The sequence below is a fragment of the Spirosoma pollinicola genome, from assembly GCF_002831565.1.
In the GTDB taxonomy this organism is placed as follows: Bacteria; Bacteroidota; Bacteroidia; order Cytophagales; family Spirosomataceae; genus Spirosoma; species Spirosoma pollinicola.
The window spans coordinates 883,899-908,836 of sequence record NZ_CP025096.1 but is presented as its reverse complement, the minus strand read 5'-3'; the positions used below and the strand labels follow the sequence as shown (position 1 = coordinate 908,836).

Sequence of the window (24,938 nt, the reverse complement as noted above, 5' to 3'; positions counted from 1 at the left end):
CAGTGGAGAAACCACGTAACCTCAATATATAGAATTGATCAAACACGAACCTTTATCAACATGAATCGGACGCTACAACTTTTTGCCCTCGCATTTATTATGCTAGGCGCGCTACCTGGTGAAGCCCAAACAGTGCGGGAAAAAATGCTGACGCGGGCGGCTGAGCTGGATCTGAAAACACCTTACAAAGCCCCACCCGGCGATGCGCTCTCGCACCACACGTCGGGTTACGCCAAAATTATGTGTTCGGCGGTGTTCATTACGGGCCTCAAGCCCGACTTTGCGGCAGAGAATGTCGGGTATTTTACAAGTCCGTATGAAGAACGGGCTAAAGTGGGCAAACCCGTGATCGACTTTACGAAAAAATCGGTGTCGATCACGATCCCGAATGGCGTTACCAGAACGGCCATTTATACCGGCGATCAGGGTTGTGTAACACTGCCCGAAGGCAAGAACGCGCTGGCCTATAAACCGATGAACGTGCCCCGCAATTTGCCCAGTGCAAACGCCACTCCCTGGCCGATGGGCGATATACTGCCAACCAGCGCAATGCCAGCTGAAGTTGATATGGCTAAAGTAAAGCAAGCGATTGAGGCAGCTTTTGAAACGGCCGATGCCCAGACAGCCGCTTTTGTGGTGACCTACAAAGGGCGAATCATTGCCGAACGCTACGGCGATGGTATTACAAAAGATACACCCCTCGAAAGCTGGTCGATGGGGAAAAGTCTGTCGGCAACACTGATGGGTATTCTGGTGAACAAGGGGGTATATACGCTGGACCAGCCAGCTCCCATTCCGCAGTGGCAGGGTAAAGGCGATCCGCGCGCCAAAATCAGAATTATGGACATTATGCATATGTCCAGCGGATTGTATTGCCGGGCACCCCAGGACCCCGACTACGACCCGGCTGTCGGCTACCCCGACCATTTGTATTTATACACTGATGCAGGTAATTCGTTCGATTATGCGGCCAATCTACCCCAGCAGTGGCTTCCCAATACAGTAGGACGCTACCGCAACTGCGATCCTGTACTCACAAATTACCTGAACCGCCTGGGCATTGAGAAAATGGGCGAGGTGTATCATACCTTCCCACAACGGCAGTTGTTCGACAAAATTGGGGTACGTACTATGGTGATGGAAGCTGATCCATCCGGCAACTTTTTGACTCAGGGGTACGAGTTTGCATCAGGCCGCGACTGGGCCAGGCTGGGGAACCTGTATTTACAGGACGGCGTCTGGAACGGCGAACGGATTCTGGCTCCCGGGTTTACAAAATTCGTGAGTACATTGGCAGAGCCCTGGATAGCCGACGGTAGGCCAATTTATGGAGGCTTATTCTGGATAAATGGCGATGGTGCGAGACCAATCCCCAAAGAGTCCTACATGATGCTGGGCGCGGGAGGGCAATCGGTTGCGATGATTCCGTCGCATGATCTGGTTGTGGTTCGGTTGGGGCATTATAAAGGCGCAAGGGCCGGTGGCAAGGCACTGGATAAAGCGTATGCTTTGTTGATGGAGGCTGTAGCGGAGAAAAAGTAGTGAAGTAGTTCATGTACAACGGAATACCTTTCCGTTGTACATGACGATTATTCCCGTTACATCGATTAAACGGGTGTACGTTAAATTATTTCCGCACGGCTGGTATCTCCCGGCCGTTTTGAAATAAAACAAGCTTGTTAACCTCGCCTTTTTCGTTTTTGGAAAACACAATAGCTGCGTCCACAACCCGGTAGAAAACCGGGTTTCAGATTCAGGATAGACGTCAATGAATTCCTGCCCGGATAATTTAACCAGTAGCTGGTCGGCGTCAAGTTTCACGTCAAATTCAGCGCCGGGCGCTATCTGATAGACGCCTACATACGATTGCAGAATTTGTTTCGACAGCGTTATCGCCTTTTTTACAGGGGTGATTTTCGTGTTCGGATTGAAAAAATAAAACCCCAGATCGTCGGGCGATTGCCCCGAATTGTTGAGAATAATGATGGCTTTATTCGTTTTCTTACTGAATCCGGCAAATGTTCGGTAACCACCTGTTCCGCCATTATGCCAGATGATCTCATCATTATTGGCCGAACGAATATGCCAGCCAAGACCAATTTTCATGTCTTTTCCTGCATCGTGAATTGGCCGCTGGGTGAGGTCCATCGCTGGTTTTAAGGCTGAAGAAAGCAGGCCCATTTCGGCCTTTATGTAGCGCATCATATCTTCGACATTGGAGCGAATGGCACCGGCACCAGCAATTACGTCAAAATCCCAGTGGGCCGTAGGCGTAACACCAGCATATCCGGTCGTTAAGGAAGGGCTGGAATTTAAGGTACTTGTTTCCTTCATAGACAAAGGTTTGCAGATAACGTCCTGTAACATTTGCTCGTAGCTTTTCCCTGAAATAACCGATAGCGTATGACCGAGTAAACCAACACCCAAATTTGAGTATTCATACGTACCTACGGCCCGTTTGAGCTGATACGTTTTCAAGAAAGCATACAATTGAGCAGGACCGTAGTCGATGTAAGGGTTTTCGGGGTTTTTGGGATTAAAGTTATCCGGCATTCGGGGAAGGCCCGATGTGTGTGTGGCCAAGTCGGCAAAGGTGATCTTGTGACCGTTGAAACCGGGGATTTTGACTGAGTCGGGCAGGTACTTGTCAATGGGATCATCAAGCTTAATTTTCCCTTTCTGCACCAGATCGGCCAGGAGGAGCGAGGTGAATGTTTTGCTGATGGAGCCAATTTCAAATACCGACTTTTTGCTGAGTTGCTGTTTATTGCTGCTAGTACCATAGCCGTATACAAAATACGTTTCCTTGCCATTTTCCAGGAAAGCGACTACTGTTCCAACAGATAACTTATTGTCAATCCGAACGATTACCTGTTCCTTAATCGTCTTTTTGACCGAATCACTTACTGCTTGACCGAATGAAAAAGCACTCGACAGCGATAAGTATAAAACAGTTATGAATAAGTAAGAATACTTGCGTTTCATAGCGGAACAAGGCATCGTTAATTTGCAAGGTAGCAAATAGTTTGTCTCGTTTTCAAAGTAAAACAGGCCGTAAGCGAGCTTTACCATTAACAGATCATTGTTCACTCAAAATGCCATTACGCTCTAGAGATTGGTTTGGCCGCACCGGAAAAGACGGCTTTATATATCGCGCCTGGATGAAAAACCAGGGATTCCCCCACCACGAATTTGAAGGCAAACCCGTTATCGGAATTTGTAATACCTGGTCGGAGTTAACGCCCTGCAATGCGCACTTTCGCGAGCTGGCCGAAGCCATCAAGCGGGGTGTCTGGGAAGCCGGTGGTTTTCCACTGGAGTTTCCGGTTATGTCGCTGGGGGAGTGCCAGATAAAACCCACAGCCATGCTGTTTCGAAACCTGGCCAGCATGGACGTTGAAGAAAGCATTCGGGGTAACTCCATCGATGGCGTTATCCTGATGTGCGGCTGCGACAAAACCACGCCCTCGCTGGTGATGGGCGCGTGCAGCGTCGATATTCCTACCATGGTGGTGTCGGGCGGGCCGATGCTGGCGGGCCGTTTTCAGGGGCGTAAAATCGGAACCAGTGACCTCTGGCGTTTTGCCGAATCGTTTAAGATGGGCGAGATGAGTCAGGCCGAATTTATTGCTGCCGAAGCCAGCATGGCCCGTAGTCAGGGGCATTGCGCCGTGATGGGAACCGCGAGTACAATGGCTGCTATGGTCGAGTCACTGGGACTTTCGTTGCCCGATAACGCCACCATTCCGGCGGCCGATTCGCGACGTAAAGTGCTGGCCCACATGACGGGCGTTCGGATGGTTGAGCTGGTGAAAGAGAATGTCAAGCCGTCGCAGATTCTGACCCGAAAAGCATTTGAAAACGCCATTATGGTCAATGCTGCCCTGGGCGGTTCTACCAACTTTATTCTTCACCTGACAGCCATTGCCGGTCGGGTTGGTGTCGATTTGTCACTGGATGATTTCGATACGTTGTCCGCGAAGATACCACTGCTGGCGAACCTGCAACCGTCTGGCGAGCATTTCGTGGAAGACCTCTTCTATGCCGGTGGATTACCCGCTGTTATCCGCGAATTACGGGATGTCCTCAACAACGACGCACTTACCGTAAATGGACAATCGATTGGCGATAACTGCGTCGATGCGCATTGTTATGATCCGGCCGTAATTGCCTCGGTCGATAATCCATTTAAACCGGAGTCGGGCGTTGCTGTTTTACGGGGTAATCTGTGCCTGAATGGCGCGGTGATAAAACCGTCGGCGGCAACGCCCGCCCTGATGCAGCACACGGGTCGGGCTGTCGTATTCGAGGATATCGACGACTATAAAACCCGCATCGACGACCCAAATCTCGATGTTGACCCAAGCTGTGTTCTCGTCCTGAAAAACGTGGGGCCAAAGGGCTATCCGGGCATGCCCGAAGTTGGGAACATGCAGCTTCCGGCCAAAATTCTGGCACAGGGTATTCATGACATGGTGCGGATTTCGGATGGGCGAATGAGCGGCACCGGTTTTGGAACGGTGGTGCTGCACATATCGCCCGAATCGGCTGTAGGCGGTAATTTGGCGCTTGTACAAAACGGCGATTTGATCACGCTCGATGTTGAGAACAGGAGCCTGCATTTACACGTATCAGACGAAGATCTGGCTGGCCGGTTGGTTCATTTTAAGCCCCTCGATCTAGGCTATGACCGGGGGTATGTCAATCTGTATATCCGCCATGTAACCCAGGCTCACGAAGGCGCCGATTTTGATTTCCTGCGGGGTGGGTCAGGTAGTGAAGTGAAACGAGATTCCCATTGATTTACGGTATTAGGTATACGGTATTTGGTGTGCTGGCGCGAGCCTGTTTTCGCATCAGTCACCGTATACCGAATACAAAAAACATCTGACACTATGAAACGAGTAACGGGTATTGGAGGCTTATTTTTCAAGGCAGAAAAGCCTGACGAACTGCGGGAGTGGTATGCTCGCCATTTAGGGTTCAATACCGATCAATACGGCGCTATGTTTGAATGGCGGAAGACAGATGCGCCCGATGAGAAAGGGTATACTCAATGGGCACCCTTTTCGGCGGATACAACGTATTTCGCTCCGTCGACCAAAGAGTTTATGGTCAACTTTCGGGTTGAAAACCTGACCGAATTGTTGGAGACATTAAAACTGGAGGGGGTGACCGTTATTGACGAGATTCAGGAATTTGACTATGGAAAGTTTGGCTGGATTCTAGATCAGGAAGGTAACAAAATTGAACTCTGGGAACCTACCGATCAGTAGTATCAAAATATGGTTGACGGGAAAATAACTTTTTGATGATTGATTTCAGTAACCAAACCGTGTTGATTACCGGTGCAGGGCAGGGTATTGGCTTTGCCATTGCGCGCGCATTAGCTAAAGCGGGAGGCAAAATACTCCTCAATGATTTTGATGCAGCATTAACTAACAAGGCAGTTGAGACCATAAAGCAGGAGGGGGGCACTTGTACCGCCTGTTCAGGCGATGCATCTGACGTAGGGTTTATACAGCAATTGGTCGATGTTGCTGTAAATACCTTCGGTTCGCTGGATATCGCCATTGCCAACGCAGGCATCACAGTTTTTGGCGACATTTTTACGACAACGCCGGAGGCATTCCAGAAAATCGTAAATCTGAATCTACAGGGTAGTTTTTTTCTGGCGCAGGCCGCTGCCATCCAAATGAAAAAACAGGGCGCAGGTGGGAGCGTCCTCTTTATGTCGTCGGTGGTGGGGCATCAGGCGCATCCCGGATTACCCGTCTATAGCATGACCAAAGCGGGTCTGGAAATGTTAGCAAAGCAGTTAGTGATTGATTTTTCGCCCCTGGGCATTACGGTCAACGCCATTGCGCCCGGTGCCACCCTCACCGAACGAACTCTGGATGATCCGACTTACATTCCCATCTGGTCGCGTATTACGCCAATGGGCCGCCCGGCCACAGTCGAGGACATTGCCAATGCGGCACTGTTTCTGGTATCACCCGCATCCCGGCACATTACCGGCCAGAGTCTAATCGTAGATGGTGGCTGGACAAGCATTAGCCCACCGCCGGTTGAAGGCTGAAAGAGCGAAAGAATGAAAGAGCGAAAGAATCGGTAAACAAAGTTTACATTAACCATTCGCTCTTTCAGCCTTTCGCTCTTTCACTACTACTTCCTCCCCAGCGTAATCAGCACTACACCAACCAGCGCGATGGCGGCACCGAGGAACGATTGGCTTGAGAAGACTTCCCCTGCGAAGGTGGTACCCAACAACATAGCTACCACAGGGTTGACGAAAGCGTAAGTCGACAGGAGTTGCGGAGTTGCATTGCGGGCCAGCCAGGAGTAGGACGAAAAGCCAACGATACTCCCAAAAATGACCAGGTAAATCATAGAGCCAATGGCTTTGAGTGGGGCGTCAAAAATGCTTAAAAGCGTAACAGGTTCCAGCGCTAAACTAATAGGCAATAGCACAAGCCCGCCAATAATCATCTGGATGCCGCTCGAAATTGTGCCCGATGGCAGCGTAAGACGAGGAGTTAACAACGTCCCGATGGCCCACGAAAAGTTGCCGACAGCCACCAGCCCAAATCCTATCAATTTAGCATCAAGGCCACTTGTGCTCGTCAACCTGTCGGGTTTTACAAGCAGATAAATACCGATTAAGCCAATGGCCAGACCTGCGAGTGCCAGGTTACTGGGGCGTTTATGTGCGAACGAAATCCAGTTGAGAGAAAGTAAAAAGACAGGCATTAAGCCGCCTAATAAAGCGGCCATACTACTCGGTATGTACTGAATGCCTACTGATAAACAGCCATTTGCAACCGTCAGTAACAACACGCCAATAACCGCTAATGATTTCCAATCCACCAGGCTGGGTCGGGGCGTGCCAGTCATCCGGGCATACACATACAACAGGGTTCCGGCAATCAGGTAACGGGCAGATATCATGTAAAGGGGTGGCATCCGTTCAGTCATAAAATGAATGAACATGTACGTTGACCCCCACAAAATATAAACAGAAATCAAATTCGCCCAGAGTGTCAGACGATTTGGTGTGGTGGGAACAGGTGTAGAAACAGCTTGCATACAACAGATTAAAGGATGTTGAACTAACACCAAAACGTTGTATTCCTCTCCGTTAGGAGGGCACTTTTCCAATCTTTATAAGATTGATTATGAAAATTCTAAGAAGAATTTTATTCGGCTAATATAAAACTTCCATTTTACTCGCTTCCAGTTCCTTAATCAGCGGGCCATACGGGCTGGACAATGCCTCCTGGCCAAAGAGGGGGTTACTGCCTAAATACACTTTCTTTAATCCTTTCATGCTTCTGAGCATATCAGGAAATGCCTTTAACTCATTGTTGTTCAGGGATAACTCTTCCAATGACGACATTGACTTTATAACGGGCGGGGCTACCGAGAACCAGTTATAACCCAGATCAAGGACATGCAAATTAGTTAATCGCTCAAACTCGGCGGGAAGCTGGCTGATTCGATTATGGTGGGCAAAAAGGACGGAAAGTCGGCGTAGTTTTCCCAGCGACGCCGGTAGGTTGTGAAGTCCATTGTGAGCAACAGCCAGTTGTTCAAGTCGTTTCATCCGGCCAATCTGGCTGGGTAGAGACGTAAAGTTGTTGTAATATAAATCCAGTACCCGTACGTGTTTTAGCCGACCAATTGTTTTGGGTAGCTGCGTTAAACCCACATGGTAGAGGTTTAAATCACTTAGCCGACGTAAACGGCGCAGCGTCTTTATATCCAGTTCGGTTAACTTATTATTCCCCATCCATAAGCTTTCAAGACGACGGTTTTGCCGTATCGACGGTGGGATTTTTGTCAGTTTGTTCCCTTGCAGATTCAGGGACACCAGATGCTTGTTGCGGGTGATGAATACGCTGTCGTTTGGAATGGCATTGTAGAGTACACTGAGCCGTGTTAGGGTTGGAATGTCGGCGGTGAGACGAGCAGGCAATTCGTGAAGACTATTTTTAGACAGATCAAGTTCGTCCAGTTTAGGAAACCGATAGACCACTTCGGGGACGCTCGTAAGATCCAATTGATTAAAGGCGAGCATAGTCACCGTGTCGGGGCGGGTTGTTTTCTCGGCATCTTCCAGCGTACTGATAATACCTTTGCCCCGACGAACGGTACGTTTCTGAGGTATATTTCCCAATACCGTCGCGCCACCCCACCGGAATCCAGTAGAGGTTTTTATCGGAAACGGATGCTGGCCATACCACTCGGCAACAAGCTGAAGTAGTTGGCCTTCCTGCTGATCTGTTAGCTCCTTCCCCGAAAACTCGCAGAAGACCCGGTCGTAGGTGCCATCCGGGCGAATGAACTCATCGGTCTGAATCATGATTCCCAAAACGGGCAATCGCTTTTTGTTGCGTTCGATAAAAGTAAAAAACCGTTGATGAATGGCGTTTATTGTATCCATAAATAGCCTGCCATGACGCTCGAAAATGCCCTTCTCACCAGCAACCCGAGCAAAAGCGAGCGGGTATTTCTTTGCCAGTTCCGCTACGGAGAGGTGCAGCCGCGTGGTATCCCGAAGTAAAACGATGCGATCCTGCGCTAAACCCGGCAGTGTTAGTAACCCAAAAAGAACGAACAGAAATAAGGCTTTCATGGTCAAACTTGTTTTTTAGGTAAATAACGATATTTATAGTTAAACTGCATAAAAAGAGGACCGGGATTTTTGCAAGATTTGAAGGATTAAACAGGATTGCTACCTGACTATTCAGATGCTTATTCCTGCTGATTACGGGTAGCAATCCTGTTTAATCCTTCAAATCTTGTTAAAATCCCGGTCTTAGTTCTTCCCGCTACCTACCGACGAAGCGGGTTGCTTCTCGGCGGTTTTCTTAGCTGCCTTAGCGAAGTCCCCCGCTTTGATGATCGAAATCTTCGATGGGTCGATGTGTTTCTTCAGGGCGGCATTGACTTGTTCAGGCGTCAGGCTCTCCATTTTCTTTTCGAAATCAGCATCCCAGTTCATCGTCCGGTTCAGGTACAGGTAGTTGTTCAGCGTACCAACTAGCGAAGGATCCTGCGCCCGCGAAACCATCCGCGATTGCAGATAGCCCGAACGTGCGGCTTTAATCTCGTCGGCGGTGAAGCCCTCTTTTACCGCTTTGTCCATTTCTTCGCGGAAGGCTTTTTCCAGGCGTTCAGCGTTTTCGGGGTTATAGATAGCATAGGTCATAAACATACCCGTTTTGTCGAGTGGGTTGGCCGATAATTGCGAACCAACGCCGTAGCTAATGCCCTCTTTCTGACGGATACGTACGGCCAGGCGGGAGTTCAGGAAGCCACCACCTAACATATAGTTGCCAAGTACCAGCGCCGGATAATCGGGGTCATCGTCGCGCAAAGGTATGTTAACACCAGCTACCATAAAGGCATTCGCTTTGTCCGGAGCTTCTAAACTCTGTGGCGTTGGCTTGATATCAGTATAGGGAGTTACCAACCGGCTGAATGGCTTTTTGGCTTTCCAGGTACCCAACTCATCGGTTACTACCTTCCGAATCGGCGTCTCATCAAAGTCACCAACAACAGCGAAGGTTGCGTTTTGAGCCCCGTAGAAGTCTTTGTGGAACTGCTTCAGGTCGTCCAGTTTCAGGGCTTTTACATCGGCCACATCTTCATCGGGCGTTGACGTATACCGAATGTCTTCTTTAGGATACGGATTCATTTGCCGTTGAAAAGCCGTAAAGGCCAGCGACTGTGGCTCAGAACGTTGTGCTTCAATCTGTGCCAATTGCTCTTGCTTCAGTTTGTCAAACTCGTTGGCATCGAAAGCCGGGTGCTTGAGCATGTCGCTCACAACCCGAATCACGGCGGCCAGGTTTTCTTTAGTGGTTTTAATGGTTACGTTCACCTGATTACCACCACCAAATACACCAACCTGTGCTTTCAGCTTATCCAGTTCGTCTTTAATCTGCTGCCGCGTGCGGGTTGTTGTCCCTTTGTCGAGCATCGAAGCGGTGAAAACAGAGATAGCGCTCTTGTTCATCAGGCTTTTCTGGTCGCCATACCGCAGCGTCATACGGGCGTTCACTTCGTTGCCGCGTGTCGATTTTGGCAACAAGGCCAACTCAATAGTGTTGGGTTGCTCCGACCGGCGGGTACGACCGTCGATGTTGGCAGGCGATGGGTCGAAGGCTTCACCCTGCGCCACCAATGCCCGGCCTTTGTAGTCCTTCACCATAGCGGCAATGTCGGGAGCATTCGGCACATCGACACGGTCGGGGGTTTGTTCGGGAATAAACACGCCAACCGTACGGTTCGACGGTTTAAAATAGAAGCTGGCAACACGTTTTACATCGGCAGGAGCCACTTTTTCGAGTGCGTCACGATAGAGGAAACCTAGCCGCCAGTCGCCGGTGGCAATATATTCGCTCAATGCCAGGCCAACCCGTTCAGCATTTTTGAAACTCAGTTCAACATCTTTGAGCAACTTCGCCTTGGCGCGGTCTATTTCTTCTTTCGAAGGTGTTGCAATTGCAACCGAATCCAAGGTTGACAATAGAGCCGATTTGGCATCGTCCAGCGATTTGTCCTTCAGCATCTCGGCGGCAAAATACACATAGCCAGGATCTTTAGTTGTGAACGAGTACCCATATTGCTGCGAGGCTTTCTTGGTTTCAACCAATGCTTTGTAGAGTCGGCCTGATGGTTCGTTAGTCAGAAGTTCGATAACAACATCCATCGTTGGATAATCGGGGTGCGAACCGGGCATGATATGGTATAATGCAGATACTACTTTCGTATCGCCCACACGCCGGAGGGTCACCATCCGCTCGCCATCCTGAACAGGTTCCTGGCTGTAGGTTGGCTGTAATACCCGTGTTGGGCGGGCAATAGCACCAAAATACTGGTTTATCAGCGCCATTGTTTTTGACTCGTCAATTTTACCCGCTACAACCAGTACGGAATTGTCGGGCTGGTAGAATTTCTTGTAGAAAGCCTGAAGGTTGTCGATGGGCACCTTCTCGATATCAGTACGGTTTCCGATGGTTGAGTTGCCGTAGTTGTGCCACAGGTAAGCAGACGACACAACGCGCTCATTCAGTACATTTTGTGGGGAGTTTTCGCCCATTTCAAACTCGTTTCGAACAACAGAAAACTCGGTAGCTAGGTCTTCTTTTTTGATAAATGAGTTCACCATCCTGTCCGATTCCAGATCAAGTGCCCACTTCAGGTTTTCGTCGGTAGCGGCAAAGGTTTCGTAATAGTTGGTGCGGTCGAGCCAGGTGGTGCCGTTGGGACGGGCACCATGTGAGGTCAACTCCTGCGGAATGTTGGTGTGCTTGGTTGATCCTTTAAAGACCATGTGCTCCAGCAAGTGGGCCATACCGGTTTCGCCCAAACCTTCGTGCCGGGAGCCTACCAGATACGTGATGTTTACGGTAATCGTGGGTTTCGACGGGTCAGGAAAGAGCAGTACTTTAAGTCCATTTTTGAGGTTATACTCCGTAATGCCTTCAACAGATGCGCCCTTGGTGACACCTTCGGGCATGGCTGCCGGTTTGTCCTGAGCCGTAGAGAGTGTGAGGCTGCCCATGAACCAGGCAGCGGCCAGCAATCCTCTTTTGGTAAGGGTGGTTTTCATAAATAAACAGTTGGTTGGATGTTTGAAACTAACCGTCTAGTTACGAATAAATGAATGGACTTTCAATGGCTATTACAGTGACTTAACAAAATTTAGGATAAACGGTATTCGGCAGGGGCTAACCTTCCATCCAGTGTTTAAATGTCGCGGCTTTCTCTTTGCTGACCAGGAGTTCCAGCGTTTCATTGGGCTTCTTCAATAGCACAAGAAGTTTGCTGTTATCAAGCGGTCGATAGCTGGCAACGGCGTCGAGATGAATAATACACTGGCGATTTGCCCGAAAGAAATGAGCCGGATCAATCAACTCGTCCAGTTCATCGAGTGTTTTATAGTCCGTAATTAATTTCTTCCCGTCAACCGTGTGTAGGTAAATCAATTCGTTACGGAAGAAATAGGCGACTTCCTCCTGCGGGAGTGTTACAATCTGTCGGAGAAAATGGCCCGTAAATCGCCGTTTGTATTGGGGCAAAGTAGAGGGCGTGGCCATATGTGTCAGTAAATGCCGAAACTGATCATTAAAATCTGAGCTCCCGTTTAACGACCACCGATGAAATTTTGCCAACGCGTGTTGAAGGTCGCCAGGGTCGATGGGTTTGAGCAGGTAATCAATGCTATTGAGCTTGAACGCCCGGATGGCATATTCATCATAAGCCGTTGTAAAAATGACCGGTGCGTTCAGACCCACCTGCCGAAATGCCTCGAAACTCACCCCATCGGCCAGTTGAATATCGGCTATGACAAGATCAGGGGCGGGGCGATCCTCTAATTGATTCGCCTTAAAGTAGTCGCAAATGCTCTGCACACTGGCAAGTGGCCCGTGAATAACGGCACCCGGCTCCAACTGACGAACTAGTTTTTCGAGTTGCCGGGCAATGAGCGGTTCATCTTCGATCAGCAGAATAGTCATAGTTTATTTAAAAAAACTACTCAAGCCCTAATAAGGGTAACCGTACCTGAAACGTAGTGTCGGTTTCGTCAATAACTACCGGTCGATCACTTAAAAAACTATAAAGAAGTTTCAGGTTTTCTAACCCCTGCCGGTTCGATGTTTCTACCTGCCGCTTTCGTTGAACAGGATTCGTGACGGACAAATAGTCGTCTTTCGCGCTAAGGGTGATTGTTAGCGGACGGGCTTCAATGATAACGTTGTGTTTGATTGCGTTTTCAATTAAAATCTGAAGGGTTACAGGCACAATCTGCTTTTCCAGCGCACAGTTATCAACGGTGCACTCGACAATGAACATACCATCAAAGCGGGTATGCAGCAATGATACATAGTTTTTAATAAATGCCAGTTCGGTTTCGAGCGGCACCAGGGCTTTTTCTTTATGTTGAAGCACATACCGAAACACCTTCGATAATTGCTGCAGAAACTGTCGGGCCAGAACGGGATTGTCATCAATCAAACTATCCAATGAGGATAGACTATTAAACAGAAAGTGCGGACTTACCTGATTTTTCAGACTGTCGAGCTGCACCTGCACTTTTTCCTTTTCCAGTTGAGCCGTCCGAACGCTATTCTCCTGCCAGCGCTTTAGGAGATGACTGGCGATGAATCCCAGGCAGATTACCGTATTCACCAGGAAAATCATCATGCCAATAATAATGAAGCCAAACTTATTCAGTAAGGTTAATGCAGGAGGGAAGAACCGGTTGGCAATGAAATAGCCCGTGATGATCGCCACCGTTTTAACAATGCTCCAGCCACCTAATACTTGTACAATAATTCGCCAGCGTATATTTTTCTCGAACGGTAATCGCTGGTTCAGCCATTCGTTGAACTGGTAATGGAAAATCCAGACCAGATTTAACATGACAAATGACATGACAAACAGCAATGCCTGTACCTGCCAGGTAATGTCGGGAACCATCCACTGACGCGCAACCAACCCGCCCAGGGCTATCCAGAGAAGTAGGAACTCAACGTATTTATTGAACTTTATTTTCATGATTGCCAATGATCATTCCATCAGACATTTCGATAGTGCGGTTCGTTCCGGCGGCAAAGTCAGGGTCGTGTGTTACGGCAATAATTGTTTGCCCTTTACTGGCAAGGTCGTGAAAAATTGTAAAGACATTTTCCGTATTGGCTCTGTCCAGATTGCCTGTTGGTTCATCGCCCATAATAATAGTTGGGTCGTTGATGAGTGCTCGGGCAATGGCGACCCGTTGTTGCTGCCCTCCCGATAATTTGTTGGCTGGTTTACGGGCAAAATCGGCCATGCCGATAAGCCGAAGTTTTTCCATTGCCCGTTCTTCAACCTCTTTCTCCGGGTATTTGCCTAGTTTAAGGCCCGGCAACATCACGTTTTGCAAGGCCGAAAACTCGGGCAACAAAAAGTGAAACTGGAACACAAAACCCAGGTGCTCATTCCTGAAATGGGCCAGGTAATCCTGGCTACGCCCCGTTAGTTTAGTGTCGGCCATCTCAATTTTTCCTTCGTAGTCGGTATCCATTGTCGAAAGCAAATAGAGCAGCGTTGATTTACCGCAGCCAGACTTGCCTACTATCGACAAAAATTCCCCTTTCTGCACGTCGAACGTCACATCGGTCAACACCTGAAATTTCTCCGGGTCGTAGAAGGCTTTATTGAGATGTTGGGCAGAAAGGACGGTTGACATTTTAATGAAAAATGAAAAGTGGAGAATGAATAGTGAAGGAAGAAGAATAAATAACTTATTTGAGATATTATTCATTAATCATTCTTCACTATACATTAAAAAAACCTATCCTCTCAAGATAGACACAGGGTCAACTTTCGAGGCTTTTTTTGATGGGAAATAGCCTGCCAGAACGGTGGTGATCACGCCGAATGTAAGGCCCATAATGTAATACTTTGGCGCAAAAATGACGGGAAAGGTTTTTAAACTCAGAAAATCCCCCGCGTCGAATGGCGTTATTGATAAGAGATAACTTAATCCAAAACCAATTCCCAGACCCAGCAACCCACCAGAGAGGCCAATAAAGGCGGCCTGGAGCAGGAAAATAGCGATGATGTCGCGACCTTCAAAACCCGTGGCTTTCAAAATGGCAATGTCCTTGATTTTGTTGATGACAGTCATGTTCATGATGTTGTAAATCCCGAATCCGGCCACCACCAGCAACGTGATCGACACCACATAGGTGAGCATATTCCTTATTTTTTCACCGGCAAGAATGGCGGTGTTGGCAGTAGCCCAATCTTCTGTATAATAGTTATACACAGCCCGCAGTCGCTTGCCAAATGGGATTGCCTGTAAAGGATCAACCATTTTTATATGGATGTCGGTGATATAACTCGGGTCTTTCTGAAGCATTTCCTGCACCGTTGAGAGGTTTCCATAGCTCTTCGTATTATCAACTGTGCCAATGCCGAACCCGAACGTGCCAACAACGCGCAAAACACGAATACCACCTTTTGGTGTTGTCACGGTCACTTTGTCGCCCACCCGAACGTTGAGTTTTCGGGCCAGGACGTTTCCCATAATCAAGCCGTCGGGATTCGTTTTCAGGGTGTTCAGGCTACCTGATTTCAGTCGGGTTGTTAATTTGTAAAGCCGGTTTTCGCGGTCGATGTCCACGCCGGAAATTGTCCCGGAAATCTGAATCGGGCCGTTGTTGTAGAACGCCTGCGTAGCTACCTGGGGCGATACCCCAAGCACACCCGGCTCGCGCTCAATGCGTTCGGCAATGGCCATCCCGTTTTTTATTCGAGCCTGTTCATCTTTAGGCCGCTGGTGGTAGATCACGTTGAAGTTGCCGGGGTGCATTTCCTCAATCAGGCCCGGCCTGGGGGTGTTCACATCATTATACATCCGAATATGCGGACTGGCGTCCAGCGCCGAGTCTTCCAGAAACTGGTTGACGCCCTGCATAAACGAAATCATCGTGATGAACATCGCAATACCGAATGTTACGCCCAGCATAGCGACCAGCGTCTGGCGTTTCTTGGCCAGCAAGTGCGTTTGGGCAATTTGAGAAGCGATGTGTAAATCCATAAGTAAATTATAGAATGATAGAATGGGTGAATGGGGCTTATATTCTATTCACTCATTCAATTATTCACTCATTCGGAATTAGTTTTGACGCCTGTGTCAGCCCGCTCTTCACTTCTACGAGATCAAAGTTTTCGGCCCCTTTCTGGAATTTTACCTTTTGCTTTTTGCCGTCCTGCTCAATCATAACACTGTCGGTGCCAATTACATATGATTTCGGGATGGTAAGCACGTGTTTATTCTGACTGATGATGATGTTCGCTTCAACAGTTAGTCCGTAATAGGAGTCGGGGCGTTCGCCAACGAACTCGGCGTCGACCCGAAACGATTGATCGGTGCGGTTAAGTTTGGGGTAAATCTTGCTTACGCGGGCGTTAAATACTTTGTTCGGATATACATCGGCTTTCAGAAACACATCCTGACCCACCCGAATTCGCCCGAAATCGCTCTCGTCGACGGCCAGTTGAGCAAACAATTTACTGCCGCTGCCAACCAGCGCCAACTGATCGCCCAACCGGACAACTTCGCCGGGGTCTTTATAGACTTCATATACTTTACCATCCACAAAACTGCGAACGCGCGTGTTTCGACCCGCTACTTCGGTAGTTACCAGCTGGCTTCGATTGGCCGAAACATCGAGCCGGATTTGATCCCGGCTGCGTTGCAGCGTATTGGTCTGGGCGCGGTACGTATTGCGCGACAGGGTGTAATTCAATTCGGCCCGCTCCAGTTCTGCCCGCGAGGTAGCGTTTTGGGCGAACAACTCCCGAAATCGGTTGTAATTAATTGAATCATTGGCAACTCGCGTGCGGGCGTTTCGGAGCTGGGCTTCCTGTTCGGCCAGAACGGGGGAGTTGGCCCCCAGATTGGCCCGCGCCTGTCGATAAGCGTTGGCTGCGGCCTGCTGGCGGGCATCTTCGGAAGCACTTTCCAGCACGAATAACAACTGATTCTGGTGAATGGAATCACCTTCATTAATCAGGCGCTGTTGCAGCACACCGATGGCATCGGCCGTAACGGTATATTCATTCCGGGGATACACATTGCCCGACGCATACACCGCTTCGGTCAATTCCCGGTAGGAGGGGGTTGTTCCGTCAGTGCCTGACTTACACGAAATGCCAAGAAGGGCAACAAGAAAAAATAAGGAGAGGTTTGTTTTCATTGTGTCGCTATACCGTAAGTCGGGTTGCCTTCGTGGTGTAAAAAATCGAAACGTCGGTCTTAATTACGGGTCTGGTTAAGAAGTTATTGCCCGGTTCTGATCTGTAAGATCGTTTGATTGATGAATACATTCGACAGGTTGTTCAGGAATCGATTCTGAGCCGTCAGCGCTTCGTTGAACACGTTTAGATACTGATCGTAGGCAAACAGCCCCGACTTGTATTTGACTAAAGCAATCTGCACATTCTGATTGCTGAGTTCATAATTCTGCCGGTTCAGGTCCAGCGACCGAGTGGCCTGATTATACGTGTTTCGGACGTCTTCATTATCAACCTGTTGCCGGTTTTGCTCATAGGCCAGTTGCGACTGTGCCAATTTAACTTGGAGACGGGCGCGGGCCTGATTGCTGTTTCGCAGCCCACCCGAATAAAATGCCCAGTTGAACTGTAGTCCTGCCACACCAATCTGATACCATGGCTGGCTGGTGCTCAGGAAATTAATGGCACTTCGCTGGGCCTGCTGGGTATAGCGCCCGTATGCCGCAAGTGTTGGCCATCGTTGCAGCCGTTCGCGATTGAGTTGCAAACGTGCCAGTTCGATTCGGGCTTGTTGCAGGGTAATCTGTGGCCGCTCAACGAATGTTATTGCCGATGCCGGAACTGCCAGACTGGCAGGACGGATGGCTAATTCCTCGACCAGGGCTACACTGTCGGCCAGCGTCAGACCCAGGAGCAGTTTGAGTTGATTGCGATTCCGGACAAAGGCCAGTTCGTTTTGATACAGAACATCGGCCGTTGTTAACTGGATGGAATGAATTCGGTTGTATTCCAGCGGCTCAATCAGGCCTTTCTCCAGCCGATCATGGGCAATTTGCGTCAATGTATCGGTGGCCAATAAATTACGTCGGGTAATGGCAATGGCCGAGCGGGTTAACAGGACCGCATGATAGACGCGGGCCGTTTGGGTCGAAATTTCATCCTGTAATACCAGATTCTGGTCGTCTATAATCCGAATATTCTGTTCAACAATTCCTAAATCGGCCCGTGCAGGTCGATTAATTACCGGGACCGTCACTTCGGCACCAGCCGCCAGCACATACGGAAGTCCAAATTGCAACGTCCGAAACTCGCCCGGTTTCCCGCCCAGAAATTCGGCGGGCACGAGCTGGACAGGCAAGGCATAGTTGTAGTCAAAATTAGTGAAGAGCCTCCCCTGGGGTAATAAAGCAGCGCGGCTGGCTGTTCGTTGCTGGGCTTGTATGGTACTATTCTGGCGAGCGTTTAGTAAGTCCTGATTGTTGTGTCGTGCTACTGTTATCGCTTCCTGAACCGAAGAAATAACCGTTTGTGCGCGGGCAGTGAGGGAGCAAACTAACAAGCCGATGATGGCAAACCGATTCATGCTTTTCTCGAATGGACGCTCAAATGAACGGAATTGCAAAGTACGATACAGGCCTGTTTATACGAAACGGAGAAAATCACCTCTCAAGCTGATCTTTTTACGTGTTAAATCAGGTCCAAACTGTTTGGGCTTCGTCTGGTGCGGGTATCAGTCTGGTGAGTCTGGCGCGGGTATTTACCCGCGCCAGACGCGCCAACCCCATATCTGCCGCTTATTCAGTAGAAAACAGGCCGGAATCGTTTTAATTGGAGTACGGATTTCCTATTAATCAGCATGACCTCAAGACGATCCTTTTTGAAAAATACCAGCGGCTGTATGGCCCTGGCCAGTATAAGCCCGGGGATAGCACAGGCCGGTGCCCCTGAAACGCGCGGTTCCGCCACCGACGATTTATTCAAGCTGGGAATGGCAGGCTTCAGCTTCGTTAATTTTAAGCTGGATCAGGCACTTGAGATGATGAAAAAGACCGACGTACATTATTTGTGCATTAAGGACTTTCATCTTCCATATGCCAGTACCGCCGATGAGATTAAGGCGTTTCATGAAAAGCTGAAACAGTCGGGCGTAACGGGTTATGCCGTGGGGCCGATCTACATGAAAACGAAACAGGACATCGACAACGGGTTCGACTACGCGAAGCGCGTGGGCGTGAATTTGATAGTCGGTATTCCCAATCTGGAAGATTTGCCGTACATCGATACAAAAGTGAAAGAGTATAACATGCGGTATGCCATACATAACCACGGCCCCGACATTAAACTGTTTCCGAGTGCCACATCGGTATACACGGCGGTGAAGGACCTGGATGCACGCATTGGCCTTTGTTTCGATATGGGGCACGATAAGCGGTATGGCGATGACCCGATTGCGGATCTGGAAAAATACGCCAAACGTATTTTCGACATACACTTAAAAAACGTCACGGCGGCTTCAAAAGAAGGCACTACCTGCGAGTTGGGCCGGGGCGTAATCGATATTCCGGCGTTTGTGGCCATGTTGCGCAAGGTGAAATACGATGGCTCATGTAGTCTAGAATATGAAAAAGATATGAAAGACCCACTGGCTGGTATTGCCGAATCTGTCGGTTATTTCAAAGGTGTTTGTGATGCCTCCAGATCAGGCAAACGGAAGGTGTAAAAGGGGTGAATTGTACGTTGGTTCCGTGGCATAGAACAACGGAAAAAGGATTGGATAATACTAATTTCAGGTGAAGACTAATCATTCAGTCAATCAATAAACAATGGAAAATTCACGTAGAGAGTTTATTAAAAAAGCCGCTTTAGGAACAGCGGGTGTCACATTGGGTGGTTTGGCTACTGGTATGTCGGCTAAAAGTTATGCCAAAATTATAGGTGCCAACGAACGGCTGAATATTGCCATTGCCGGATTGGGACGGCGGTTACCCGCCTACTACGAACCGATTTCGAAAAAAGAAAGCAACGTCGAGCTGGTTTACTTATGTGATGTAATGAAGAAGCAGCGGGAAGCCGCCGTTCAGAAGTTTTCCAAACACATCACATACACACCTAAGCTGGAAAATGATATTCGCAAGGTCATTGCCGACAAGAATGTCGATGTGCTCATTAACGCCACGCCCGATCACTGGCACGCACCCGGCACCTGGTTGGCCGTGCAGGGAGGTAAGCACGTTTACGTCGAAAAACCGTGCAGCCACAACCCACGCGAAGGCGAAATTCTGATGGAAATTCAGAAAAAATACGGTAAGATCATTCAGATGGGCAACCAGCAACGGTCTTCGCCGGAGTCGATTGACATTATCAACCAGATTCATAACGGTGTTATTGGGAAAGCATTTAAGGCCGTTGCGTTCTATGCCAATTCACGTGGCGAAGTACCCATTCCGAAAAAAGCACCTGTACCCGAAGGTCTGGATTGGGATTTGTTTCAGGGACCAGCACCACGTACTGCCTATACGCACGACACCTGGGATTATAACTGGCACTGGTATGGCTGGCAATACGGCACCGCCGAAGCCGGTAATAATGCTACGCACGAGTTGGACATGGCTCGCTGGGCCTTACAGGTCGAATACCCGGAATTTGTCATGGTCGAAGCGGCCAAACGCTATTTCCCCGAAGATGGCTGGGCTGTGTACGATACGATGGATGCCACTTACCGGTTTCCGGGTGATAAAATTATTAAGTGGGATGGCAACAGCCGGAATGGGTATAAAACGTACGGTACAGATCGGGGTACGGTTATTTATGGCACCAACGGCAGCGTTTATGTAGACCGGGATGGGTATACGCTCTTCAGCCGGGACGGTAAAACAATCAAAGCCAGCAAGGCGAAAGGATCGGAGTCGGGAACGGCCTTAGGGGGCGGGGGCGATATGACAACGCTCCACATGATGAACTTCTTCGAGGCTGTTCGGGGCAAAGCCAAACAGAATTCAACGATCGACGATGGGGCCAAGAGTACGCTGCTCTGTCATTTGGCAAACATCTCCTACCGCACCAATAAATCATTTGCTGTAGATCCGAAAAATGGACACATTAAAGACGCCGAAGCTATGAAGTTGTGGAGTCGGCAATATGAAAAAGGCTGGGAGCCAAGTGTTTAATTGACATCAGCCCTAAATACGTAGAAAGGCCGGAACTTTTCAGTCCCGGCCTTTCTACGTATTTGATTCACTAACTCTATTATAAATCGGCAATTGCCTTATGGATTTCGTCTTTCGTTTTGCCGGTCTTCTGTTGGACTTTGCCCCACATTTCGTCTTCCTGGCCTTCCTGGTAGGTTAGATCGTCGTCGGTTAAGTCGCCGTAGGCTTGTTTGATTTTACCTTTCAATTCGTTCCAGCCTCCTTTAATGGTTGTCTCGTTCATGATCGTAGTGTTTATAACGTTGAATGATTTGTAATCACCCTGATTACACTAATATAACTAAGGCGTGACAAAATTGTTTTTGGCAATATGATTGGCGACCCGTTCCGAATCAAGGTTAAGGTGATAGAGAACGCCCGTTAGAGGTATGGAAAAGCCAAGAAAATAGATGCCCTGAAGGTCGTCTCCGTTAAACCAGAGTTTCTTCGGATACCCGCGTTCGTTCAAAACTTTAGCTGATAGAGCATCGCCCAGAATCGCCGACATACCCGGCCGATAGCCCGTTGCCAGAATGATCGCATCGAAGGGTAATTCGCGGCCGTCGGTGAACGTTACCGTTTTCTTATTTATGCGGTTAATACCGGGCAATACGGTAATGTTGCCTGCTTTGATCTGGTCGAGCGTGCCAACGTCAATGACCGAAATTTTACCCCTACGGGTATCGTAGGAGGGAGAATGCTTTGGTTTACCGAGCCCATAAGCCGATACATCGCCCACACTGAACCGCTGCGATAACCCCGCCATGAAGTCGTAAAACCAGTTAGGGAATTTGCTCAGAAAAATGGCCGTGGGTTGAGCCGGTCGGCCAAATGTATCCCGCCTGACAATATTGACCGGGCCCCTAATGGAAATAAAGGGTCTGGCGTTATTCTCCAGCAGGTCGAGTGCCAGTTCGGCCCCGGTGTTGCCCATACCTACGACCAGCACGTTTTCATTACGGAACGGCGACCCATTTCGGTACTCGTAGCTATGCCAGACAATACCCCTGAAATCGCGCTGACCGGGTAACTCTGGCTGGTTAGGAACCCGGTTATAGCCCGTTGCGACAACAACACGTTCGGCAATGAACAGATCCGTTTCTGTTTGCACCTGCCATGTTTTATCGGTCGGATTTTGCTGAATGCTAACAACTTTTTGATTGAATACAGGCTTAATACCAACGTGTTCGGCGTATCGTTCGAGGTATTCGACAAACTGCAAACGCGATATGTAGGTAGGGTAATCGGCTGGAAAAGGGAAATAGGGGAGTGCCGAGTACTCTTTTACCGTATGCAGGTGGAGCCGGTCGTAGTGGTTTCGCCAGGAAAGGCCAATGTGTTCGCTGGCTTCAAGCACCGTAAACGGCTGTTTTCGATGGGCTAATTGGCCCGCCATAGCCAGTCCCGCCGGTCCTGCACCGATAATAATCGTTTGCATAGGTTGATGGTATTAATTGGTTAACCACAAACGTCAAACGGCCTACTTTATCCTCGTCCAGGTCTGTGTTTTGCCGAAAAGGGAAATGCCGACATAGCCCCGTACATCGAGCGTATTCGGGTCTTTGAGGGTCATTTTACAGTTGTACTCTTTGCCATCTTCGGGGTTGTAAATTTTGCCATCACTCCAAACATTACCGCCATCATACTTGAAGTTGTACATGAGAAGCATGTTCATTAATGGCCGAGTCCGCTTCGATAGATCGGCGTTTTTGACGTCAGTTCTGGGTTTGCCCGTAGCCGGATCGGTTGGCTGTCCTAGCCAGATAAGCTTGCCAAAATAGGTGCCGCCCTGTTTATAGATTTGAACATGACCTTTCTTCGTACCATTCAGCCAGGTGCCTACAACGGCTTCGGAGTCATCGACGGGAGCAAAGGCAGTGAGGGAAATCAGGATCGAAAATAGGGGTAGGAGATAACGTATCGTTTTCATAAGTGCACAGGAATTGAAATAAAAAGGCAATTTTGTTGTACTAACGTAAAGATTGCACAAAATTGTCTTAACCAGGATTCATGGGATTGAAATGATTCTCATGATTTTCTCCGGAAAACAAGCCGGTATGGTGAGTTGATGTGTAATAAATTGAAGAGTATTGGTTAAAAGCCGTGTAAGGCTGTTTTACTAATCTGGAAAATCATTTAAATCAGAAAAATCCTGATCTATGTTTAAACGTGATCCAAACCGCAGTTACCCAACCGAAACCGAATCGCGGGTGATTATTCGCTTTCAGGACTGCGACCCACTACAGCACCTCAACAATGCCAAGTACTTCGACTATTATTTCAACGCTCGTGAAGACCAGGTTGCCAAGTTGTACGACTTCAATCCGGGTCAGTTATTTAAGGAGTTGAAAACAAGCTGGGTCGTCTACCAGCACCAGATTGCTTACGTGCGACCCGCTCGTGTAAGTGAGTGGGTACGCATTCTGTCAAGATTGATTTATGTAAATGAAGACACGACCGTTACAGAATATATCATGACCGACGATGGGAAAACGCACCTTAAAAATGTGCTTTGGGTAACGTCTAAGTACATTAGTGTCGCTACGGGTAAACGCATCCCACACGATGCGCCGGTAAAAGAGCTACTTGACACGATTCTTGTTCCAAACATAGATTTTCTGAGCCTCAACTTCAACGACCGCATTCACGAAATCAAGCAGCAGGTGGTGAAGACGCATCTGGTGTAGTGAAGAATGTATAGTGAAGAATGAAGAGTGTATAATGAAGAATAAATAATGGACAGTGACATATTATTCTTCATTCTTCATGAAACACTCTTCACTATACATTCTTCATTATCCATTATAATGTATCTTGCCATCAATGAAACTTCTTAATAACCTCACCGTTCGCGTTCTGATTGCCATTACGCTGGGTATCCTGACGGGCTATTTCTTTCCCGAAACAGCCGCCAAACTTAAGCCGCTCGGCGACATCTTTATCAATCTGATCAAGATGGTCATTGCGCCCATTATTTTTCTGACCATCGTGCTCGGAATCAGTAATATGGGTGATCTTAAAAAGGTTGGTCGCGTAGGGGGGAAGGCGCTGCTTTATTTCGAGATTGTAACAACCGGTGCGTTAGCCATTGGCCTGGTGCTGGCAAACGTGATTCGGCCCGGCGATGGTGTGCAAACAGCGGCCGTAAAAGGGGGGGATATCAGTAAATACACCGAACAGGGGGCCGGTATGGACTGGACGGAATTCTTTATTCATATCGTACCCAGCAACGCCGTTAAAGCCTTTGCCGAGGGCGAAATTTTGCAGGTACTCGTCTTTTCTGTTCTTTTTGGTGTGGGCCTGACCCGTATGGGCGAAACCGGCCGGCCGCTGATTTTAACCTTCGAACGGTTGTCAAAAGTGTTTTTTAATATTCTGGGAGTTGTTATGATTCTAGCACCCATCGGGGCGTATGGTGGAATGGCGTTCACCATTGGGAAATATGGCCTAAGTACGTTGTTGCCACTTGCCAAACTGATGGGAACCGTGTATGCAACAATGATCCTGTTCATTTTTGTGATCCTCAACCTGATCCTTCGCTACTATAAAATTAGCCTCTGGACAGTTCTAAAGTTCATCAAAGAGGAGTTACTGATTGTGCTTGGCACATCCTCGTCGGAATCGGCCTTGCCGCAGATCATGGAAAAACTAGAAACACTAGGCTGTTCGCGGTCGGTGGTAGGGTTGGTGGTTCCGGCAGGGTATTCGTTTAACCTCGATGGTACGACGATTTATCTGGTGATGGCAACGATCTTTTTAGCGCAGGTATTTGGGGTCGACCTCACCATCGGTCAGGAGTTAACCATAATCGGAATCCTGATGGTCACCTCAAAAGGGGCAGCTGGCGTTACCGGCAGCGGGTTTATCGTGCTGGCCAGTACGCTGACGGCCATAAAAGTAATACCGGTCGAAGGGCTGGCTTTGTTGCTGGGCGTCGACCGGTTTATGTCCGAAGCCCGCTCCATCACAAATATTATTGGTAATACAGTTGCGACAATCTTCATTGCCAACAACGAGGGTGAATTTGACCGGGCCAAATACGAGCGTATCGTTAAACTTGAGGATAAAGACCCGTTGGCGGATTATACATATTAGTAAGGGATTTTTTAACCACAGAGGCACAGAGAAAACAGAGCTTTAATCGACTTATTATTAACCCGTTAAAGCTCTGTT

At 48.6% G+C, this 24,938-nt stretch carries 22 protein-coding genes; 9 read left to right on the top strand and 13 right to left on the bottom strand.

Going from position 1 to position 24,938, the window contains the following annotated elements:
• Nucleotides 1-60 precede the first annotated feature (60 nt).
• A complete protein-coding gene (locus CWM47_RS03940; protein WP_100986472.1) occupies nt 61-1,542 on the top strand; it encodes a serine hydrolase domain-containing protein in 1,482 nt (493 codons plus the stop codon).
• A 9-nt stretch (nt 1,543-1,551) separates the two neighbouring features.
• Here CWM47_RS03940 and CWM47_RS03935 read toward each other — a convergent pair whose 3' ends face one another.
• Complete coding sequence (locus CWM47_RS03935; RefSeq protein WP_157815900.1) at nt 1,552-2,985, bottom strand: serine hydrolase; 1,434 nt, start codon at nt 2,983-2,985, stop codon at nt 1,552-1,554.
• 110 nt (nt 2,986-3,095) lie between these two features.
• Here CWM47_RS03935 and CWM47_RS03930 point away from each other — a divergent pair, with 110 nt between their 5' ends.
• From CWM47_RS03930 to CWM47_RS03920, 3 genes are all read left to right on the top strand, one after another.
• The gene (locus CWM47_RS03930) at nt 3,096-4,802 is read left to right on the top strand and encodes an IlvD/Edd family dehydratase (protein ID WP_100986470.1); all 1,707 of its coding nucleotides are present in this window, start codon (nt 3,096-3,098) and stop codon (nt 4,800-4,802) included.
• 93 nt (nt 4,803-4,895) lie between these two features.
• Nucleotides 4,896-5,276: a VOC family protein gene (locus tag CWM47_RS03925; protein WP_100986469.1), complete on the top strand. Its 381-nt coding sequence runs from the start codon at nt 4,896-4,898 to the stop codon at nt 5,274-5,276.
• 35 nt (nt 5,277-5,311) lie between these two features.
• Nucleotides 5,312-6,079, top strand: coding sequence for an SDR family NAD(P)-dependent oxidoreductase (locus CWM47_RS03920; RefSeq protein ID WP_100986468.1), 768 nt, complete (start codon nt 5,312-5,314; stop codon nt 6,077-6,079).
• An 86-nt stretch (nt 6,080-6,165) separates the two neighbouring features.
• Here CWM47_RS03920 and CWM47_RS03915 read toward each other — a convergent pair whose 3' ends face one another.
• The 9 genes from CWM47_RS03915 to CWM47_RS03875 all read right to left on the bottom strand — a co-directional run bounded on the left by CWM47_RS03915 (nt 6,166) and on the right by CWM47_RS03875 (nt 18,160).
• Nucleotides 6,166-7,086 carry an EamA family transporter gene (locus CWM47_RS03915; protein ID WP_100986467.1) on the bottom strand — a complete coding sequence of 307 codons (921 nt, stop codon included), beginning with the start codon at nt 7,084-7,086 and terminating at the stop codon, nt 6,166-6,168.
• A gap of 118 nt (nt 7,087-7,204) precedes the next feature.
• Complete coding sequence (locus CWM47_RS03910; protein WP_100986466.1) at nt 7,205-8,635, bottom strand: leucine-rich repeat domain-containing protein; 1,431 nt, start codon at nt 8,633-8,635, stop codon at nt 7,205-7,207.
• A gap of 183 nt (nt 8,636-8,818) precedes the next feature.
• Entirely contained in the window at nt 8,819-11,620 is a 2,802-nt protein-coding gene (locus CWM47_RS03905; protein ID WP_100986465.1) for a M16 family metallopeptidase, read from the bottom strand.
• 118 nt (nt 11,621-11,738) lie between these two features.
• On the bottom strand, nt 11,739-12,527 hold the full coding sequence (locus CWM47_RS03900; RefSeq protein WP_100986464.1) for a LytR/AlgR family response regulator transcription factor: 789 nt from the start codon (nt 12,525-12,527) through the stop codon (nt 11,739-11,741).
• A 16-nt stretch (nt 12,528-12,543) separates the two neighbouring features.
• Nucleotides 12,544-13,569, bottom strand: a complete 1,026-nt coding sequence (locus CWM47_RS03895) for a sensor histidine kinase (protein ID WP_100986463.1) — start codon at nt 13,567-13,569, stop codon at nt 12,544-12,546.
• A complete protein-coding gene (locus CWM47_RS03890; protein WP_100986462.1) occupies nt 13,550-14,242 on the bottom strand; it encodes an ABC transporter ATP-binding protein in 693 nt (230 codons plus the stop codon). Before CWM47_RS03890 ends, CWM47_RS03895 begins: the two co-directional genes overlap by 20 nt.
• A 105-nt stretch (nt 14,243-14,347) precedes the next feature.
• Nucleotides 14,348-15,598, bottom strand: a complete 1,251-nt coding sequence (locus CWM47_RS03885; protein WP_100986461.1) for an ABC transporter permease — start codon at nt 15,596-15,598, stop codon at nt 14,348-14,350.
• A gap of 64 nt (nt 15,599-15,662) precedes the next feature.
• Nucleotides 15,663-16,760, bottom strand: coding sequence for an efflux RND transporter periplasmic adaptor subunit (locus CWM47_RS03880; protein WP_100986460.1), 1,098 nt, complete (start codon nt 16,758-16,760; stop codon nt 15,663-15,665).
• A gap of 83 nt (nt 16,761-16,843) precedes the next feature.
• Nucleotides 16,844-18,160 carry a TolC family protein gene (locus CWM47_RS03875; protein ID WP_100986459.1) on the bottom strand — a complete coding sequence of 439 codons (1,317 nt, stop codon included), beginning with the start codon at nt 18,158-18,160 and terminating at the stop codon, nt 16,844-16,846.
• A gap of 101 nt (nt 18,161-18,261) precedes the next feature.
• On the opposite strand from CWM47_RS03875, the gene CWM47_RS38010 reads away from it, so the two are divergent.
• From CWM47_RS38010 to CWM47_RS03865, 3 genes are all read left to right on the top strand, one after another.
• Entirely contained in the window at nt 18,262-18,405 is a 144-nt protein-coding gene (locus CWM47_RS38010; protein ID WP_157815899.1) for a hypothetical protein, read from the top strand.
• Nucleotides 18,406-18,433: 28 nt separating this feature from the next.
• Nucleotides 18,434-19,297, top strand: a complete 864-nt coding sequence (locus tag CWM47_RS03870) for a sugar phosphate isomerase/epimerase family protein (RefSeq protein ID WP_100986458.1) — start codon at nt 18,434-18,436, stop codon at nt 19,295-19,297.
• 103 nt (nt 19,298-19,400) lie between these two features.
• Entirely contained in the window at nt 19,401-20,744 is a 1,344-nt protein-coding gene (locus CWM47_RS03865; protein WP_100986457.1) for a Gfo/Idh/MocA family protein, read from the top strand.
• A 79-nt stretch (nt 20,745-20,823) separates the two neighbouring features.
• Here CWM47_RS03865 and CWM47_RS03860 read toward each other — a convergent pair whose 3' ends face one another.
• The 3 genes from CWM47_RS03860 to CWM47_RS03850 are packed head-to-tail and all read right to left on the bottom strand — an operon-like array spanning nt 20,824 to nt 22,695.
• Complete coding sequence (locus CWM47_RS03860; protein WP_100986456.1) at nt 20,824-21,009, bottom strand: CsbD family protein; 186 nt, start codon at nt 21,007-21,009, stop codon at nt 20,824-20,826.
• 57 nt (nt 21,010-21,066) lie between these two features.
• Nucleotides 21,067-22,203 carry a flavin-containing monooxygenase gene (locus CWM47_RS03855; RefSeq protein ID WP_100986455.1) on the bottom strand — a complete coding sequence of 379 codons (1,137 nt, stop codon included), beginning with the start codon at nt 22,201-22,203 and terminating at the stop codon, nt 21,067-21,069.
• A gap of 42 nt (nt 22,204-22,245) precedes the next feature.
• Nucleotides 22,246-22,695: a DUF2147 domain-containing protein gene (locus CWM47_RS03850; protein ID WP_100986454.1), complete on the bottom strand. Its 450-nt coding sequence runs from the start codon at nt 22,693-22,695 to the stop codon at nt 22,246-22,248.
• A gap of 229 nt (nt 22,696-22,924) precedes the next feature.
• Between CWM47_RS03850 and CWM47_RS03845 the strand changes: the two genes are divergently transcribed.
• Both CWM47_RS03845 and CWM47_RS03840 read left to right on the top strand, forming a co-directional pair.
• Nucleotides 22,925-23,452 carry an acyl-CoA thioesterase gene (locus tag CWM47_RS03845; protein ID WP_100986453.1) on the top strand — a complete coding sequence of 176 codons (528 nt, stop codon included), beginning with the start codon at nt 22,925-22,927 and terminating at the stop codon, nt 23,450-23,452.
• A gap of 136 nt (nt 23,453-23,588) precedes the next feature.
• Entirely contained in the window at nt 23,589-24,860 is a 1,272-nt protein-coding gene (locus tag CWM47_RS03840) for a dicarboxylate/amino acid:cation symporter (RefSeq protein ID WP_100986452.1), read from the top strand.
• Nucleotides 24,861-24,938: the final 78 nt, after the last annotated feature.